The organism is Pseudomonas sp. BS3782 TE3695 (assembly GCF_050435305.1).
Taxonomy (GTDB): domain Bacteria; phylum Pseudomonadota; class Gammaproteobacteria; order Pseudomonadales; family Pseudomonadaceae; genus Aquipseudomonas.
In genome coordinates, this window is record NZ_JBNDKB010000001.1 from 6,074,322 (window position 1) to 6,091,013 (window position 16,692).

The 16,692-nt window shown below is 59.9% G+C and carries 14 protein-coding genes and 1 pseudogene; 8 read left to right on the top strand and 7 right to left on the bottom strand.

The genetic code is table 11. The annotated features are described in order from the left end of the window. Positions 1–390: 390 nt before the first annotated feature. The 4 genes from ABH909_RS27540 to fecA all read left to right on the top strand — a co-directional run bounded on the left by ABH909_RS27540 (position 391) and on the right by fecA (position 5,508). Positions 391–1,308 (top strand): helix-turn-helix transcriptional regulator, encoded by a 918-nt coding sequence (locus ABH909_RS27540; RefSeq protein WP_429439212.1) that lies wholly within the window; start codon positions 391–393, stop codon positions 1,306–1,308. Positions 1,309–1,480: 172 nt separating this feature from the next. Then, the gene (locus ABH909_RS27545) at positions 1,481–1,969 is read left to right on the top strand and encodes a sigma-70 family RNA polymerase sigma factor (RefSeq protein WP_429439214.1); all 489 of its coding nucleotides are present in this window, start codon (positions 1,481–1,483) and stop codon (positions 1,967–1,969) included. Next, a complete protein-coding gene (locus ABH909_RS27550) occupies positions 1,966–2,904 on the top strand; it encodes a FecR domain-containing protein (protein WP_429439217.1) in 939 nt (312 codons plus the stop codon). Before ABH909_RS27545 ends, ABH909_RS27550 begins: the two co-directional genes overlap by 4 nt. Positions 2,905–3,174: 270 nt before the next feature. Then, positions 3,175–5,508: a TonB-dependent Fe(3+) dicitrate receptor FecA gene (fecA, locus tag ABH909_RS27555; RefSeq protein WP_429439220.1), complete on the top strand. Its 2,334-nt coding sequence runs from the start codon at positions 3,175–3,177 to the stop codon at positions 5,506–5,508. A 263-nt stretch (positions 5,509–5,771) separates the two neighbouring features. Here the strand turns inward: fecA and ABH909_RS27560 are convergent, their stop codons facing one another. Continuing rightward, positions 5,772–6,179 (bottom strand): HPF/RaiA family ribosome-associated protein, encoded by a 408-nt coding sequence (locus ABH909_RS27560; protein WP_429439223.1) that lies wholly within the window; start codon positions 6,177–6,179, stop codon positions 5,772–5,774. Between the two features lie 216 nt (positions 6,180–6,395). Continuing rightward, on the bottom strand, positions 6,396–7,343 hold the full coding sequence (locus ABH909_RS27565) for a LysR substrate-binding domain-containing protein (protein ID WP_429439225.1): 948 nt from the start codon (positions 7,341–7,343) through the stop codon (positions 6,396–6,398). A 135-nt stretch (positions 7,344–7,478) separates the two neighbouring features. Between ABH909_RS27565 and ABH909_RS27570 the strand changes: the two genes are divergently transcribed. The 3 genes from ABH909_RS27570 to ABH909_RS27580 all read left to right on the top strand — a co-directional run bounded on the left by ABH909_RS27570 (position 7,479) and on the right by ABH909_RS27580 (position 10,855). Next, the gene (locus ABH909_RS27570) at positions 7,479–8,855 is read left to right on the top strand and encodes an L-serine ammonia-lyase (RefSeq protein WP_429439228.1); all 1,377 of its coding nucleotides are present in this window, start codon (positions 7,479–7,481) and stop codon (positions 8,853–8,855) included. Positions 8,856–8,933: 78 nt separating this feature from the next. Continuing rightward, entirely contained in the window at positions 8,934–10,235 is a 1,302-nt protein-coding gene (locus ABH909_RS27575) for a serine/threonine transporter (protein WP_429439230.1), read from the top strand. A 302-nt stretch (positions 10,236–10,537) separates the two neighbouring features. Then, entirely contained in the window at positions 10,538–10,855 is a 318-nt protein-coding gene (locus ABH909_RS27580; RefSeq protein ID WP_429439233.1) for a DUF3509 domain-containing protein, read from the top strand. On the opposite strand, the gene ABH909_RS27585 is transcribed toward ABH909_RS27580, so the two are convergent. Continuing rightward, the gene (locus tag ABH909_RS27585; RefSeq protein WP_007903272.1) at positions 10,852–11,352 is read right to left on the bottom strand and encodes a phosphate-starvation-inducible protein PsiE; all 501 of its coding nucleotides are present in this window, start codon (positions 11,350–11,352) and stop codon (positions 10,852–10,854) included. The two genes, ABH909_RS27580 and ABH909_RS27585, sit on opposite strands and share 4 nt — an antisense overlap. 359 nt (positions 11,353–11,711) lie before the next feature. Between ABH909_RS27585 and ABH909_RS27590 the strand changes: the two are divergent. Beyond that, a pseudogene (locus ABH909_RS27590) lies at positions 11,712–11,966 on the top strand (YebG family protein); the annotation flags it as partial. Positions 11,967–12,143: 177 nt separating this feature from the next. Here ABH909_RS27590 and ABH909_RS27595 read toward each other — a convergent pair. From ABH909_RS27595 to ABH909_RS27610, 4 genes are all read right to left on the bottom strand, one after another. After that, on the bottom strand, positions 12,144–13,253 hold the full coding sequence (locus ABH909_RS27595) for a dihydrolipoamide acetyltransferase family protein (protein ID WP_429439235.1): 1,110 nt from the start codon (positions 13,251–13,253) through the stop codon (positions 12,144–12,146). Between the two features lie 28 nt (positions 13,254–13,281). Further along, positions 13,282–14,271: an alpha-ketoacid dehydrogenase subunit beta gene (locus tag ABH909_RS27600; RefSeq protein WP_429439238.1), complete on the bottom strand. Its 990-nt coding sequence runs from the start codon at positions 14,269–14,271 to the stop codon at positions 13,282–13,284. Then, on the bottom strand, positions 14,264–15,358 hold the full coding sequence (gene pdhA / locus ABH909_RS27605; protein ID WP_429439241.1) for a pyruvate dehydrogenase (acetyl-transferring) E1 component subunit alpha: 1,095 nt from the start codon (positions 15,356–15,358) through the stop codon (positions 14,264–14,266). The genes ABH909_RS27600 and pdhA overlap by 8 nt, the downstream gene beginning before the upstream one ends. A 131-nt stretch (positions 15,359–15,489) precedes the next feature. Continuing rightward, entirely contained in the window at positions 15,490–16,509 is a 1,020-nt protein-coding gene (locus ABH909_RS27610) for a Glu/Leu/Phe/Val dehydrogenase dimerization domain-containing protein (protein ID WP_429439243.1), read from the bottom strand. Between the last annotated feature and the right edge of the window lie 183 nt (positions 16,510–16,692).

The window sequence follows — 16,692 nt, forward strand, 5'->3', positions numbered from 1 at the left end:
CCGGGATGGGCAATGCTGTTCACTTTGTGGCGAGCGAGCTTGCTCGCGCGGGGCTGCGTAGCGGCCCCAAGTCCTGGCAAATTTCGCCAGTTTTGTGAGCGCTGCGCACTCAAGCGGGAGCAAGCTCCCTCGCCACAGGGCATTGCCTGATTAGGGGGCCAGTGTGCTGCGCCAATCGTGGATTCACTTGCATAAACTTGCGCTTTTGTCGGCGGCCGGGCTGGCAGGCCAACCTCTACGGAGTAGGATGCAAGGCGTTGGAGAGAACCGATCATGGCCGCACAAGTGTCCTGTCTCGCAAATACGTTCCTTTTTGACGAGGGGCTGTTGCCGTCAGGCAAGGCGCCGCGACGAGTCATAGCCCGCTATGGCGAGGAGCGGCAACGCAGCATGGCGGAAACAGACACCGTCAAAAGGGAACCGTATTTGCGAGACAGGACACTCGATACCCTGCAAGTCTTTCAAGCGCTTAACCGCTCGCCCAATGCTCGCCTGGAGCACAGCGCCGAGCTCGGTGACGGCATGGCCGCGGCTTTGTGGAATAACCACCACGATGCCCAGGATTACGAAGCGCCGAGCCATCACACCTTGTCTTGCTACATCGCTGGCGGCACCGGTACTTTTCGCCGCGACCAGCCCGGTACCAAGGGCGGCCCGGACAAGCTGTGCATTCTGCCGGCCGACCATCAGTCCGGCTGGGTGATCAACGGCGATATTCGCCTGGCCCACCTGTATTTCAGCCCCGAACAATTTGCCCTTGGCTGCGTCACGTTGCTGGATCGCGAACCTCGGGAATTGCAATTGCGCGAGCGCACGTTCCTTGAAGACCCGCAGCAAGCCCGGCGCTTTCGGCAGTTGATCGCCCTCAACTGGGATGAACCGGGCGAACGCCTGCTCACCAGCAGTCTGGCCCACGAAATGCTCAGCCATGCCCTGCTCAGCCAGGTTGGTGTGCGTGAGGGCTTGCGCCTCAAGGGCGGGTTGGCGGCGCATCAGCGGCGGCAGTTGGTGGAGTTCATCGACCATCAAATGTCAGAAGCCATCAGCCTTGGGCAATTGGCGGGGTTATGTGCGCTGTCCGAATACCACTTTGCGCGAATGTTTCGAGTGAGCTTCGGTTTGCCGCCGCATCAGTATGTGTTGGCTCGGCGACTGAGCTGCGCGCGGGAACTGTTGCGCACAACATCGCAGCCGTTGGGGGACATTGCGTTGGCCTGTGGGTTCGCCAGTGCGAGTCATTTCACCAACCGGTTTCGCCAGGCGTTGGGTGGCACGCCTGGGGAGTATCGGCAGGCGTTTTTGCGGTAAAGCAAGATCAAAAGATCGCAGCCTTCGGCAGCTCCTACACGGGATGCTGCGATCTTTTTAACGAGTCTGAAGAGATAGCAGCCTGGAGCCGATTGCCGGATGCAGGCCCCGCCCCTACAATGCGAACAATTCTTGTTCTCTAACGTATCGAAATACGTCCGGAGCGGTTCCGTTGTCGTCAGCCACTACCGTCGAAGTCCTTTATCACGCCCATCACAACTGGCTCACCGGTTGGCTGCGGCGCAAACTCGGCTGCCCTGACAGCGCAGCGGATCTGGCCCAGGACACGTTCATTCGAGTGCTGACGGCACGGGAAACGCCCCAAATCATCGAACCGCGGGCGTTCCTCACCACCATCGCCAAGCGTGTGCTGTTCAATCATTACCGCCGTCAGGATCTGGAACGCGCCTACCTCGACGCGCTGGCTCAGATGCCGGAAATCGTCGCGCCGTCGGAGGAAGATCGGGCGATCATCCTGCAAACGCTGATGGAACTCGACCAGTTGCTCGATGGTTTGCCGCACTTGGTCAAGCGCGCCTTTCTGCTGGCTCAGCTCGATGGTTTGACGTATCCACAGATCGCCGCCGAACTGGGCATTTCCATTGCCACGGTCAAACGGCACCTGAACAAAGCAGCGATGCGCTGCTACTTCGCACTATGAATAGCCCTGCGGATTTCTCCTCTCAAGTGGCTGAGCAGGCCGTGCACTGGTGGATGCAAGTCCAGCAAGGGCCGTTGAACCCGCGCCAGCAAATCGCCTGGCAGCAATGGCTCGATGCGCACGGCGAACATCGACGGGCCTGGGAGCATATTCAGCGGGTCAATCAACGTTTGCGCGGTTTGTCTTCACCGCTGGCCCATGCCGCCCTCAACGCACCGAAATCCGCCGGCCGCCGTCAGGCATTGAAGCTATTGCTTATTCTCGGCGCGGGTTCCGCAGTCACTTGGGGCATGCGCGAGCACAATCCGCTGATGCCGTTGCTGGCCGACTACCGCAGCCCGATCGGCCAGCGACGTAAAGTGCCGCTCGGCGATGGCAGCCAAGTGCAGCTCAATACCGCCAGTTCGGTCGATGTGCGAGTCGACGGTCAGCAACGGCTGATCCGCTTGCTAGAAGGCGAGATGCTGCTGACCGCCGCCCAAGGGTTTCAAGTACAGACCGCACAGGGCCTGTTGAAAACCCAAGGTGGGCGGCTGAATGTGCGGCAGTTTGCCGATCACACTCAGGTGGCGGTGTTCGAAGGCAGTGTTGAGTTGACGCCCGATGGCGGCGCACCGCTGATGCTGCAAACCGCCAGGCAGTTGAGCTTCGGCGCACGCGGCATCGGCACTCCCCTGCCACTGGACGCCAACAGCGGCGCCTGGGCCGATGGCATGCTGGTGGCCGCGCACATGCGCCTGGGGGATTTCCTCGATGAACTCGGTCGCTATCGCCGGGGGCAACTCACGTGCGCGGCGAATGTTGCCGACCTGCTGATCTCCGGGACTTATCCACTGGACGACAGCGAGCGGATTCTTGATCTGCTGGAAATCAGTTTGCCGGTGAAGGTGAGGCGTTTTACCCGGTATTGGGTGACGGTCGAGGCGCGCACCTGAATCTTGATCAACACACATAACCTGTGGCGAGGGAGCTTGCTCCCGCTCGGCTGCGAAGCAGTCGTAAAACTCGCTAACCTGATTTGCCTGACACACCGCACTGGATGGTTTCGGGGCCGCTTCGCACCCCAGCGGGAGCAAGCTCCCTCGCCACAAAAGCCAACCTGCGTCACCCCAGAAAAAATATTCATCCAGCGTGAGCCGTTTTTCAGATCTGGCGTGACAGAGAAGGAAAGCCCCCTTGATTCAACCTTCTCAGGATCGCCTTTCATGCAACCCTTGCGCGTCACACCGCTAACCCGCACCTTGCGCCAACTCTTGCTGGGCGCCAGCCTGAGCTTCGGCGCACTGCCTCTGGTGCATGCCGCCGACACCAAGCCGTACCACATCGCACCGTCCTCGCTGGAGAACGCCCTCAACCAGTTTGGTCGTGAAGCCGGCGTGCTGATCTCCTTTGGCTCGCAAGTCACCCGCGGTGTGCAAAGTCGCGGCCTGGAAGGCAACTACACCCCTTCGCAAGGCTTGAACGCGTTGCTCGAAGGCACCGGCCTGCAAGCCCGCGCCGAGGGCGACAATGCCTTCAGTCTGCAACCGTCGGGTGATGCGGCGCTGGAGCTGGACACCTCGAAAGTGGTCGGCGACTGGCTCGGCGATGCGGCGCAAACCAACGTCTTCGAACATCCTGGCGCTCGCGACGTGATCCGGCGCGAAGAATTCGAACGCCAGGGCGCGACTCAGGCCAAGGATGTGCTCAATCGCATTCCGGGGGTCAACGCGCCAGACAACAACGGCACCGGCAGCCATGACATGGCACTGAACTTCGGCATTCGCGGGCTCAACCCTCGGCTGGCTTCGCGCTCCACGGTATTGATGGACGGCATTCCGGTGCCCTTCGCACCTTATGGTCAGCCGCAGCTTTCGTTCGCGCCGATCAGCATGGGCAACATGGACGCGGTCGACGTGGTGCGCGGCGGCGGTGCGGTGCGCTACGGGCCGCAGAACGTCGGCGGTGTGGTCAACTTCGTAACTCGCGCCATTCCCGATGAGCCGACGGTCAAGGGCGGCTTCCAAACTGAAACCAGCCCATCGTCCAGCCATGACGGCTTCAAAACCACCGGCAATTTGCTGGCCGGCGGCACCGCCGATAATGGTTTGGGCGGCGCGATTCTGTATTCGGGCACCCGTGGTGGCGACTGGCGCGAACACAGCGACACCGAAATCGACGACCTGATTCTCAAGGGCAAATATCAACTCGACGAGGCCAACAGCTTCAACGCCATGGCCCAGTATTACGAAGGCAAGGCGGACATGCCCGGTGGCCTGAATGTAGCCGATTACGATGCCGACCCGTACCAGTCGACCCGCCCGAAAGACCAGTTCTGGGGCCGCCGCACGATGTTCAATTTCGGTTATCGCTATCAGGAAGATCGCCGGGAGTTCACCGCCAATACCTTCTTTACCAAAACCCTGCGCAGCGGTTATCTGGACCAGGGCACGTTCCTCTCGCTGTCGCCACGCGAGTATTGGGTACGTGGCCTGGAAACCCGTTTCGCCCAAGGCTTCGACCTCGGCCAAACCAGCCATGAAGTCGGCGTCGGCTATCGCTACATCAACGAGGCCGGCCACGAACTGCGCTACCGCACGCCGATCGCCAGCAACGAACTCCCGACCACCAGCAGTCGCAACGACCGCGATACCCGGGGCGGCACCGAGGCCAATGCGTTCTTCGTCGATGACCGGATCGACATCGGCAAGTGGACGATCACGCCAGGCATCCGCTACGAAATGATCGAATCGCAGCAGACCAACAACCTGACCAACGTGAAATACAAAGGCGACTACAACACCGCCCTGCCGGCGTTGAACGTGCTCTATCACCTGACCGACAGCTGGAATCTTTACGCCAATACCGAAGGTTCATTCGGCAGCGTGCAGTACAGCCAGATGCCTAACCGGGTGACCAGCGGCGAAGTCAAACCGGAAAAGGCGCGCACCTGGGAGCTGGGTACCCGCTACGACAATGGCGCGTTGCGTGCCGAGATTGGCGCATTCCTGATCAATTTCGACAATCAGTATGAAAGCAATCAAACCAATGACTCTGTGATCGCCCGTGGCGAAACCCGTCATCAAGGCATCGAAACCAGCATCAACTACGCCCTCGACGATTTGAGCCCGGCGCTGGCCGGGTTCGACGTGTACGCGACTTACGCTTATGTCGACGCGACCATCCGCGAGGACGGGCCGAACAAGGGCAATCGCGTGCCGTTCTCTTCGAAACACAAAGGCACGGTCGGCGTCGGTTATACCGAAGGCGCGTGGAAACTGAACCTGGACAGTAGCTACCAGAGCGACCAGTTCGCTGACAACGCCAACACCTCGGCCGAAAGCGCCGACGGCAGCACCGGTAAGATCCCGGGGTACATGTTGTTCAGCAGCCGCGCGGCGTATGACTTTGGGCCGAAACTATCCGATCTTAATGTGGCGGTGGGGGTGAAGAACATCTTCAACCACCAGTACTTCACCCGCTCGTTCGATGACAACAACAAGGGCAAGTACGTGGGAGAACCGCGGACGGTGTATGTGCAGACGTCGGTGGCGTTTTGATTCCTACCCCGGTCTGAGGTAAGACACTTTGTGGCGAGGGAGCTTGCTCCCGCTCGGCTGCGAAGCAGTCGTAAAACCTGCTAACGAGATTTGCCTGACACACCGCACTGGATGGTTTTGGGGCCGCTTCGCACCCCAGCGGGAGCAAGCTCCCTCGCCACAGGTTTCCATGGTGGCGAATACCATAAACAAGAACGGGCCTGCATAAGCAGGCCCGTTTTTCAGGTGGAGAGAAAGTGGAAAGGTAAAAAGTGAATCAGGCCTCAGCCGTTTTGTGCAGCCTGTTCGTTCTCGAGAAACTCGTCTTCCAGCAGCGCATCGGCCGTAGGCCTTTCGAACGGCACCACAGCGGCACGTGGTTTGCCCCGCAGTTTGCCGAACAGATGTTCAAGCGCATGTTCGAGTTTTTCAGCCGCACCGTCGATCGCCAGTTCCAGGTTAGCGGCTTTATGGGTCACAGAAAGCGGTTGATGGCCTTTTGGCCGCGCTTCCAGCTGACAGCGTATATCGTGGGGACCGGGCTTGTCGCCGTTCTCGTCCCGCAGGTGGACCTCGACGCGGGTCAGGTCCTCTTCATAACGTTCGAGCGTGCTCTCTATGGTAGTACGTACCCACTCCTCCAGTCGGATGCTGCTTTGAATATGGTTATCGCTGTTGACTTGGATTTGCATAGTTCATCCCTTATTTCAGCTAGCTCGCGAGAGGCCCTTCGGCTGGCCCTTGGGCTTCATCACCGTGACCTCTTGGTTACACAATCGGTGTGTGCGCAGAACATTTCAACCCCTAAAAAAAGATAAATATTCATTCGCAAAAAAAGCCGGACAACGAGTAAAAGCGCTGTTAATGTCGGGAGTTGGGTCGCCCCGGGCTGATGTTCCAGGCTACTGTCACATCTGCCGCTCCGCCAGCGGGTGCAGACTACGAAATATCCCCGCTTCTTCCACCAGCCAGTCATGCACCGCGCGCACGCCCGGATGGCTCAGCGCGCCCGGCGCATAAAGCAGCACGTACCGCTTGTGATTGGGCACCGCCAGGCCAAACGGCACGATCAACGTCCCGCGCTCGAGCTCATCGTTGAGCAGCGTTCGCCGCGCAATCGCCACGCCCATCCCCGCAATCGCCGCTTCAATGGTCAGGTGATTGCGATTGAAGGTATGCCCGCGCCGCACATCCGCGCCCTCGAAGCCGATGGCGTTGAGGTAGAACTCCCATTCCGCGTATTCGTAACTGCCACGCCAGGCGGTGATGTCGTGCAGCAACGGAAAATGCACCAGGTCTGCCGGGCCGTGCAGGGGCGGCCTTGCGCGCAACAGGCCCGGGGCGCACACCGGAAAGATCTGCTCATCCAGCAAGGTTGTGGATAACAATCCCGGATAACTGCCGTCATTGAGGTCGATGGCCAAATCGAAGTCGCCCTCATGCAATGGCACGCTGCTGTCCTCGGCCACCAGCCGCAGTTGAATGTCCGGAAAGCGCTGCTGCAAACGCGGCAACCTGGGGGTCAACCACTTGCTCAAGAATGATGGAATCGAGCGCAATCGCAAAATCCCGCTGATCATTCCCGCATCCAGTCGTCGCAATTCCGCATCGATGCTGCCGTAGGCTTCGTTGACGGTGATAGCCAATCGCTGGCCTTCGGCGCTCAACTCCACACCCCGAGCGCGACGATGAAACAGGCGAAAACCCAGCCGCTCTTCCAGTTGGCGAATTTGCTGACTGACCGCACCCGGCGTGATGTGCAGTTCTTCGGCGCAACGGGTGAAGGACAAGTGCCGCGCGGCACACGAAAACACGTGCAGCCAGACGTAGGTCTGGGCGTGCAATTGGCGACTCATTGTTTAGTCCTGCTAAAGGCTGTCTTAGGAAGTTTCGTTGGTCACGTAGGACCGAGGTTGGCAGTATCGCCCACCTTGCGCTTGGCCTACAAAAATGGCGGCGATTTCTCTTCCATTGCTTGTATAGGCTTTAGCATGGCTATCAGTGTTTTCGATCTCTTCAAAGTCGGTATCGGTCCGTCCAGCTCCCACACCGTCGGCCCGATGCGCGCCGCCGCAACTTTCGCCCAGGCACTGATTGACCAACATTTATTGGCCGACGTACAGCGGGTAGAAATCCGCCTCTACGGTTCGCTTTCGGCCACTGGCGTCGGTCACGCCACCGACCGTGCCTGCGTCATGGGCCTGATGGGCGAATGGCCAGACAGCATTGATCCGAATTCAATCGACAGCCGAATCCAGACTTTGCGTGAAACCGGCGAACTGAGTCTGGCCGGCAAATCGGCCATTGCCTTCAACTGGCAGCGTGATCTCCTGCTGCTGGACGAGAGTCTGCCCTACCACCCCAACGCGATGTCTCTGACAGCCTTTGGCGAAACCGGTGAATTGTTCGAGCAGACGTACTACTCGGTGGGCGGTGGTTTCATCATCGAAGCAGCCGAAGCCGAGTCCGGCATTGCGCCGGCCAGCGATGTGGTTCTGCCCTACGATTTCTCCAGTGCCGCCGAATTGCTCAAGCTCTGCAACCAGCACGGTCTGAGGGTTTCCGAGCTGATGATGGCCAACGAACGGGCCTGGCGCAGCGACGCCGAGATCCGTCAGGGCTTGCTGCATATCTGGTCGGTGATGCGCGAATGCGTAGAGCAAGGTTTGCGTCACGAAGGCATCCTGCCCGGCGGTCTGAATGTTCCGCGCCGCGCCGCGAAATTGCACCGCAGCCTGTTGGAAATCGGCAAACCGAATGTCATCAGCTCCACCCTGTCGGCCATGGAGTGGGTCAACCTGTTCGCCCTCGCCGTGAACGAAGAGAACGCGGCGGGCGGACGCATGGTGACCGCGCCTACAAACGGGGCGGCGGGGATCATTCCCGCCGTGTTGCACTACTACATGAAATTCAACCCGGACGCATCGGACGATGACGTGGTGGCGTTCTTTTTGGGCGCTGCCGCGGTAGGCATTCTCTGCAAGAAAAACGCCTCGATCTCCGGCGCCGAAGTCGGCTGCCAGGGCGAAGTTGGCTCCGCCTGCGCCATGGCAGCCGCTGGCCTGGCCGACATACTCGGAGCGACTCCCGAGCAACTGGAAAACGCCGCCGAAATCGGCCTGGAACACAACCTCGGCCTGACCTGCGATCCGGTCGGTGGCCTGGTGCAGGTGCCATGCATCGAGCGCAACGCAATTGCTGCCGTGAAGGCGATCAACGCCACGCAAATGGCCCTGCGCGGCGACGGCAAACACTTCATTTCCCTGGACCGGGTGATCCGCACCATGCGCGATACCGGTGCCGACATGCACGACAAATACAAAGAAACTTCACGGGGCGGCCTGGCGGTGAGCTGGGTGGAGTGCTGAGGAGCACTCCGAAGCAGGTGCCTGCCTGACCGTCCGCAATACGTGAGCCCGAGCAAAAATAATAACGAGGCAAAAACGATGACCGATGTACGTACACCTGCTGCCGATAATCCTGCTGTAGACCTGACCCGCAATAGCGAAACAACCCACAAAGGCTGGAGCAAACACGACACCACCTGGATGCTTGGCCTCTACGGCACGGCGATTGGCGCCGGCACATTGTTCCTGCCGATCAACGCCGGTGTCGGTGGTTTCTGGCCGCTGCTGCTCCTGGCGGTACTGGCCTTTCCGATGACGTTCTTCGCCCACCGCGGCCTGACGCGTTTCGTTTTGTCCGGGCGTTCCGGGGACATTACCGAAGTGGTGGAAGAACACTTTGGTATCGGCGCCGGCAAGCTGATCACGCTGCTGTATTTCTTTGCGATCTTCCCGATTTTGCTGGTGTACAGCGTGGCGCTGACCAACACCCTGAGCAGCCTCATGGAGCACCAGTTGCACATGACCCCGCCGCCTCGGGCGATTCTGTCGCTGGGGCTGATTCTCGGCTTGATGGCGATCGTGCGTTGCGGTCAGGGCGTCATCGTCAAATGCATGAGCGTACTGGTTTACCCGTTCGTCGCGGCGTTGCTGCTGCTCGGCGTCAGCCTGATCCCGAACTGGAACGGCGCGTTCTTCGCCACTGCCAGTGAAGGCATGCCACTGCCACTGTTCTTCCAGACCTTGTGGTTGGCGATTCCGGTGATGGTGTTCTCGTTCAACCATTCGCCGATCATCTCGGCCTTCGCCGTCGATCAGAAACAACGTTACGGCGAGCAAGCCGAACGCAAAAGCAGCGGCATTCTCGCGATCGCTCACGCCATGATGGTCGTCACGGTGATGTTCTTTTGCTTCAGCTGCGTGCTGGCGCTGTCCCCGGCTGATTTGGCCGCTGCGAAGGCGCAGAACATTTCGATCCTGTCGTACCTGGCCAACCACTTCCAGACACCGGTCATCGCTTATGCCGCGCCGTTGATTGCGTTGGTGGCGATCACCAAATCCTTCCTCGGCCATTACATCGGCGCCAGCGAAGGCTTTCAGGGCCTGATCGTGAAAAGTCTGCGTGGCCGTGGTCGCGTCATGTCCGCCAGTTGGCTGAACCGCATCACTGCGCTGTTCATGATCCTCAGCTGCTGGGCCGTCGCGACCTTCAACCCGAGCATCCTGGGCATGATCGAAACCCTCGGCGGGCCGATCATCGCGTGCCTGTTGTTCCTGATGCCGATGTACGCCATCCGCCGCGTGCCAGCCTTGCGCCAGTACTCGAATCAGGCCTCGAACGTGTTCGTAGTGTTGATCGGTTTGATTGCACTGTCTGCGATCATCTACTCGTTCATGCCCTGAAACGGGCAGGCAAAAAGAAGGCGGGCCACAGTGCCCGCCTTCTTTTTGCCGTGTTCATTGTTCCATCCTTTTCCCGGCATGCCCCTTGCTTTGCCCTGTAGGAGCTGCCGAAGGCTGCGATCTTTTGATCTTTTTCTCGACATCCTTGGAAGCGGTAAAAATCAAAAGATCGCAGCCTTCGGCAGCTCCTACAAAAGCGATGATGGCGATATGGCTAGGGAATGGCCGACGGTCTGGTGTTGCGAACTAATCCCGATCATGGCCGGTCAACAACTGCACGTTCAATCAGGCGGTGACGCATCATGGACAACCCCTTTCAACTCATTACCGATGCCTTTGCACCGGATTATCAAGTCAACCTGAGCATTCAGGGGCTGGACGGCAGCATCATGCTGACCCTCTCCAAAAGTGGTCGCGTGGTGGCCAAACGGATGATCAGCGCCGAACAGCGCAATGATCCCAAGCGCCTCAAACGCCTGGTGCAAAGCATCCAATTCGGCATCGCCATCGAACAGGGCAACAGCGCCGTGGCCATCCTCGAAGCCATGACCGACGGCGACAGTCGCAACTCGCTGCCGCCACGGGTCAAATCCCGGCCCCGACCTTCACTGGGGCTTTAAATCTCGCCCTTCTCCACTTCGGGATGCTCACCGGAACCCGCACCGATCTTGCGTTGCGGGTGTTCGATCTTCACCGAAGGGAACTGCGACGAGGCGTAACGCACCACCAGAATTGCAAATGCCAGCAGCAGAATCCCGCCGCACAAGTAAATGATCCCCAGGTCCGGCGGATTGTGGTGCGAGACGTTGGAGATGAGCAGCCGCGTCAGTGCGGTGATCGCCACATAGATCAGGAAGCGCACCGGCATGTGGTTGGTCTTGAAGTAAATCCCGACCATCGCCCCCAATTCCAGGTAGATGAACAGCAACAGAATGTCATCGATCTTGATATGCCCCTGTTCGAGCATTCCGAGGAATTCCATCACCGCCGCCCAGGCGGTCACTGCTCCGATGGCAAATAGCGCCAGGTAATGGAAGGTCTCGACGAACAGGTTGCCCAGGGACTCGGCCAGTTGGTGCACGTTCTGCCGCAAGTTCTCGGCCCAGTTGATTTTCACTTTGATTGTTCCTTAGCTCGGTTCGAGCGGATGATGCGGGATGGACGTGACGGTTATTCTGCATGCAGAAAAAAGGCCAGATACTGGTGGGTGAGATGGCGATGGGCTGCTACTGGACACTTTTGTGGTGTTTTTGCCGGCCTATTCGCGAGCAAGCCCGCTCCCACAAGGGTCAGCGCATATCCTGTGGGAGCGGGCTTGCTCGCGAACAGGGACAACACGGCTCCCCTGACAAACTCTGAATTCGGTCTACATTAAAAAGCCACTACCCAAAGCGCAGGGATTCGCTTATCCTTTTCGCTGTATATAAATACAGTGGTCGAAACAGACAACTAATGTAAAGGCATGTGAGGTGGTGAATGGCCGTCGAAGTGGTATACCGCAGCAGCCGAGATCTGGAGCGCTTGTTCATGGATAAAGCCGAAGCTGACCGTCATGACAAAATGCTCGAACTGGCCGAATTGCTGGCAGAAGTATTGCAAAAAGCCGTTCCGTCCCTGACTGAACAGCAAGTGGAAGAAGCCGGGATCTACATGGCGAAGAACCGTGATGTATTCGCCAAGGCATTCAAGAGCCAGCCGGACGCTCTGTCCGAACTACTGAATGCACCCGCCGAAGCCATTGAACCTGTTAAAGCCACTGAACCTGTTGAAGTAGCTGCACCAGTTGAAGTAGCGAGCGCTGAGCCGACCAAGCCAGCCAAAGCTGCCAAGACGCCAAAGTAAGCAATGCCCGAATTGAATAGGCCCTGAGTCAAATGGCTCAGGGCCTTTTTCATGCCTGCAAGAAACCTAGACCTCGGGTTGTTCCAGCGCCTCGACCAACGCCTTGAAGAAGCGCGCCGCCTCACCGCCAGTGACCACGCGGTGATCGAAGGTCAGGGACAATGGCAGAATCGGATGCACCACCACCGCGCCCTCGACCGCCACCGGTTCATCGCGGATCGCCCCGGCGGCGAGGATCGCCACTTGCGGCGGCACCACCACCGGGTTGGCGTAGCGGCCGAACAAGGTGCCGAAGTTCGACAGGGTCAGGGTCGCACCCATCATTTCCTGGGGCGGGATCGAGCGCGCCTGCACATCGGCCCGCAGACGCATCACACCTTCTTTCAAATCCGCCGCCGTGCGATTGCCTACATCGCGCAGCACCGGCACGAACAAGCCGTCCGGCGTGTCCACGGCAATGCCCAGGTCGAGCTGTTCATGTTGCTTGAGCGCCAGGGTTTTGCCATCGAAGGCGCTGTTGAGCACGGGTTCTACGACGCAGGCGGCCGCCATCGCCTTGGCCAGACGAATCAGCGGTTCTCGCGCCTGCCCCCAGCGATGCAGATCGGCATCACCGAAAATCGTCACCGGCACCACTTCGGCATGGGACCTTGCCATGTTCAGCGCCATGCTGCGTCGTACACCGCGCAGCTTCTCGCCGCCGAAGCGTTCGCGTTCCGTCTGGACTGCGTTTTCCACGTCACTGCGGGTGATCTGGCCGTCCTGGCCGGAGCCCGTCAAGCCGCTCAGTTCAACGCCGAGTTGCCGAGCCAGTTGACGCACCGCCGGCGTGGCACGGTTGGTTAGGTGCTCACGAGTCGAAGGTGCAGCGCCGATAAAAAATGCATCTTCCTGATTCGTGCCACCGCCCTCAAGCCGCCCGACCACGGTGCCCGCATCGGCTTCGCCTTCGTAACCGAGTAGAGGTTCGCCAACGTGAAGGATGTCGCCCTCACCACCAAAGGTTTTTGCCACCACACCGTCGTAGGGCGCAGGAATGTCCACCAGCGCCTTGGCGGTTTCCACCGACACCAACAGTTGATCGGCCTTGACGGTATCGCCGACCTTGACATGCCAGCGGACGATTTCCGCTTCCTGCAAGCCCTCGCCCAGATCCGGCAGTTTGAAATATTTCATCGCAACCTCCTCGGCCTCAGGCGTCTGTTCAGGGGTAGTGCTGCATGACGGTGTTGCAGGCATGAAGAATTTCTTCGACGCCGGGCATGTACAGCGATTCCAGTCGATACAACGGCGGCGGAATGTCTGGCGCGGTGACTCGCTGGATCGGTGCCTGCAACTCCAGAAACACCCGTTCGTAGAGACTGGCGGCGATTTCCGCGCCGACTCCGCAGGAGCGTGGCGCTTCGTGCACAATTACGCAGCGACCGGTCTTGCGCACCGAGGCTTCCATCGTGTCGAGGTCCAGCGGTTTGATACTGGCGACATCGATCACTTCCGCCGAGACGCCCTGCTCGGCCAGTTGTGTGGCGGCTTGCAGGGTTTCCATCACGCTGGCGCCCCAACTGATCAAGGTAATGTCGCTGCCTTCACGCAGGGTGAAACAGCTGTCCAGCGGCAGGCGCTTACCGTCATCCAGCAGCGGTTGCGGGTTCATTCGATAGAGTCGGGTCGGTTCGAGAAATATCACTGGATCCGGGTCGTCGATGGCCGCGAGCAACAAGCCATAGGCCCGGGCCGGCGAGGACGGGATCACCACCCGCAGCCCCGGAATGTGCGCGAACAGCGCTTCAGTGCTTTCGCTGTGATGTTCCGGCGCGCGAATCCCTGCGCCCATGGGCGTGCGCATCACCATCGGGCAGGTGATCCGCCCGCGCGTGCGGTTGCGCATGCGGCTGGCGTGGGACACCAGGTGCTCCATGGTGGCGTAGATGAAACCCATGAACTGGATTTCCACCACCGGTTTCAGGCCTTGGGCCGCCATGCCCACCACCAGCCCGCCGAGCATGGTTTCGGCCAGCGGCGAGTCGATCACCCGCTTGAAACCAAAGCTGTCGCGCAGGCCCAACGTGGCGCGGAACACGCCACCATTCACCCCGACATCCTCACCGAGGACGATGACGTTCTCGTCCTCGCTCATGGCCCGATGCAACGCCAGATTCACCGCTTCCAGCAGCGTCACTTTGCCGTTACTCATCGCTCGAACCTCCCGTCCGGCGCGCCACCCGTTCCAAAAACTCTTCGCGCTGTTCGGCCAGGGCTTGTGGCCATTGCGCGTAGACGTAATCGATGACCGATTCCGGTGCCTGCACTCCTGCCGCTTCGAAGTTATCCACAGCCTGCTGCACCAAGCCCTGACATTCGCTGACCAGCGCCTGCTCACGGCCTTCGTCCCACACGCCCTGCCCGGCCATGAAGCGTTGCAGACGTTTGATCGGTTCTTCGAGCCAGGCCTGCTTGACCTCGTCCGCCGACCGGTAGCGCGTGGCATCGTCGGCGGTGGTGTGATCGCCGAGCCGATAGCTCAGGCATTCGAGCAACACCGGGCCTTTCCCGTGGCGCGCCCGTTCGAGGGCCGCTTGCATGCGGTCGTAAACGGCGAGCATGTCATTGCCGTCGACTTGCTCGCCGTGGAAGCCGGCGCCAAGGGCTTTCTGCGCCAGAGTCGGAGCGCCGCACTGGATTCGTCGCGGCACCGAGATCGCCCACTGGTTGTTGTTGATCACAAACACCACCGGCAACTGCCAGGCACCAGCGACATTGAGGGCTTCGAGGAAATCACCTTTGCTGGTTCCGCCGTCGCCGCACGTAGTGACAGCGACCCGATGCTCGCCGCGGATTTTGAAGGCGCTGGCAACGCCGCAGGCATGCAGGGCCTGGGTGGCGATTGGCACGCAGATCGGGAAATCCTGGGCCACCGCCGGGTCAGCAAAATCGCTGCCACGCTCGTCGCCACCCCAATACAGCAGGATTTCTTCCATGCGCACACCGCGCATCAATTGCACGGCAGTGTCGCGGTAATACGGGATCAGCACATCTTCGGCGTGCATCAGGCTGCCGACTGCGACGCCAATGGCTTCCTGGCCCAGGGTCGGCGCGTAGGTGCCGATGCGTCCGGTGCGTTGCAAGGCGACAGCTTTCTGATCGAAAAGGCGGGTCAGGACCATCTGCCGATACAGGCGCGTCAACAGATTGAAATCGTCGGCCCAGGCAGGAAGCGCGCCGAGCGGCTGGCCATCGGGGGATAAGAAACGGGTGTACGGCAGCTCAACCTTGTGAAGCATCACAGGGCTCCTGGCACGCGTGAGTCGGCGTGCATTGGTCAGCCCGACGCTTGTGACGCTGGGCCTGAGGAGCAAGTCGGCCGGATACGCCCCTACTCCTTCATCGGTTCAAACTGTTGATCAGTACGACATCAGCGGTATAGCACTTTCTCCGCCAACTCATCTGCCACCCGGGCCGGGGAACGTTTTTCCGCCTGGGCATGGGCGAAGACTTCGGTCAGCCGTGAACTGATTTTCGACAGGTGCGCGGTGATGGTCGTCAGCTCTTCCCCGCGGTGTTTGAGCGACACGTAGATCAGCCCGCCAGCATTGATCACATAATCGGGCGCATACAAAATGCCCCGACGCTCCAGCTGATCGGCGATGCCGATATGGATCAACTGGTTGTTTGCCGAACCTGCGACCGCCGCGCAGCGCAGTTGCGCCACGCTGTTGCTGTTAAGCACACCGCCCAGACCGCAGGGCGCGAGTATGTCGCACGGTGTGCTGAGCAGCGCATCGTTGGCGATGGGATGAGCGCCCAATTGCTCCATGGCCAATTGCACTTTGCCTTGGTCAATGTCGCTGACCAACAGTTCGGCACCGGCCGCGTGTAACTGTTCGGCCAAGGCATATCCGACATTGCCCAGGCCTTGAATGGCGATGCGCAAGCCTTCGAGATTGTCGCTGCCCAGGCGGGCCATGGCAGTGCTGCGAATGCCGGCGAATACGCCCATGGCGGCGTGCGGGGCCGGGTCGCCCGCGGCGGTGGTGCTGGTGACGAATTGGGTCTGTTGGGCGATGCAATCCATGTCCGCCACGGAGGTTCCGGCGTCGATGGCGGTGATGTAGCGACCGTCGAGCTGATTGATCCAGCGCCCGAAGGCTTCAAATAGGGCGGCGCGATTTTCCACATGGGCCGGGCGTAGAATCACTGCAACGCCACCGCCCTGAGCCAAGCCGGCCAGGGCCGCCTTGTAACTCATGCCTTGGGCAAGGCGCACGGCATCCTCGATCGCGGATTCATCGGTGGGGTAAGCAAGGTAACGACACCCGCCCAGGGCAGGTCCCAGACGGCTGTTGTGGATGGCAATCACCGCCTTCAACCCGGTGACCGGATCGACGCTCAGGTGCAGCGATTCAAGGCGAGTGCTTTGCATGAGAGCGAACATCGTAGGGCTCCCGAATCACTTCTTGTAGTCGCCAGTATAGGCTTGTGCACAAAAATTGCAGAAACGCCCCGGAATAAGCGCCGCCGCTTTGCAGGCTTTCGGACATAACCTGTTACCGCTTGTGCCCGACACTGGACGAAAGCCTTCGACGGGGCTAAAACGAGGCATTCCCCGGAGATTTTG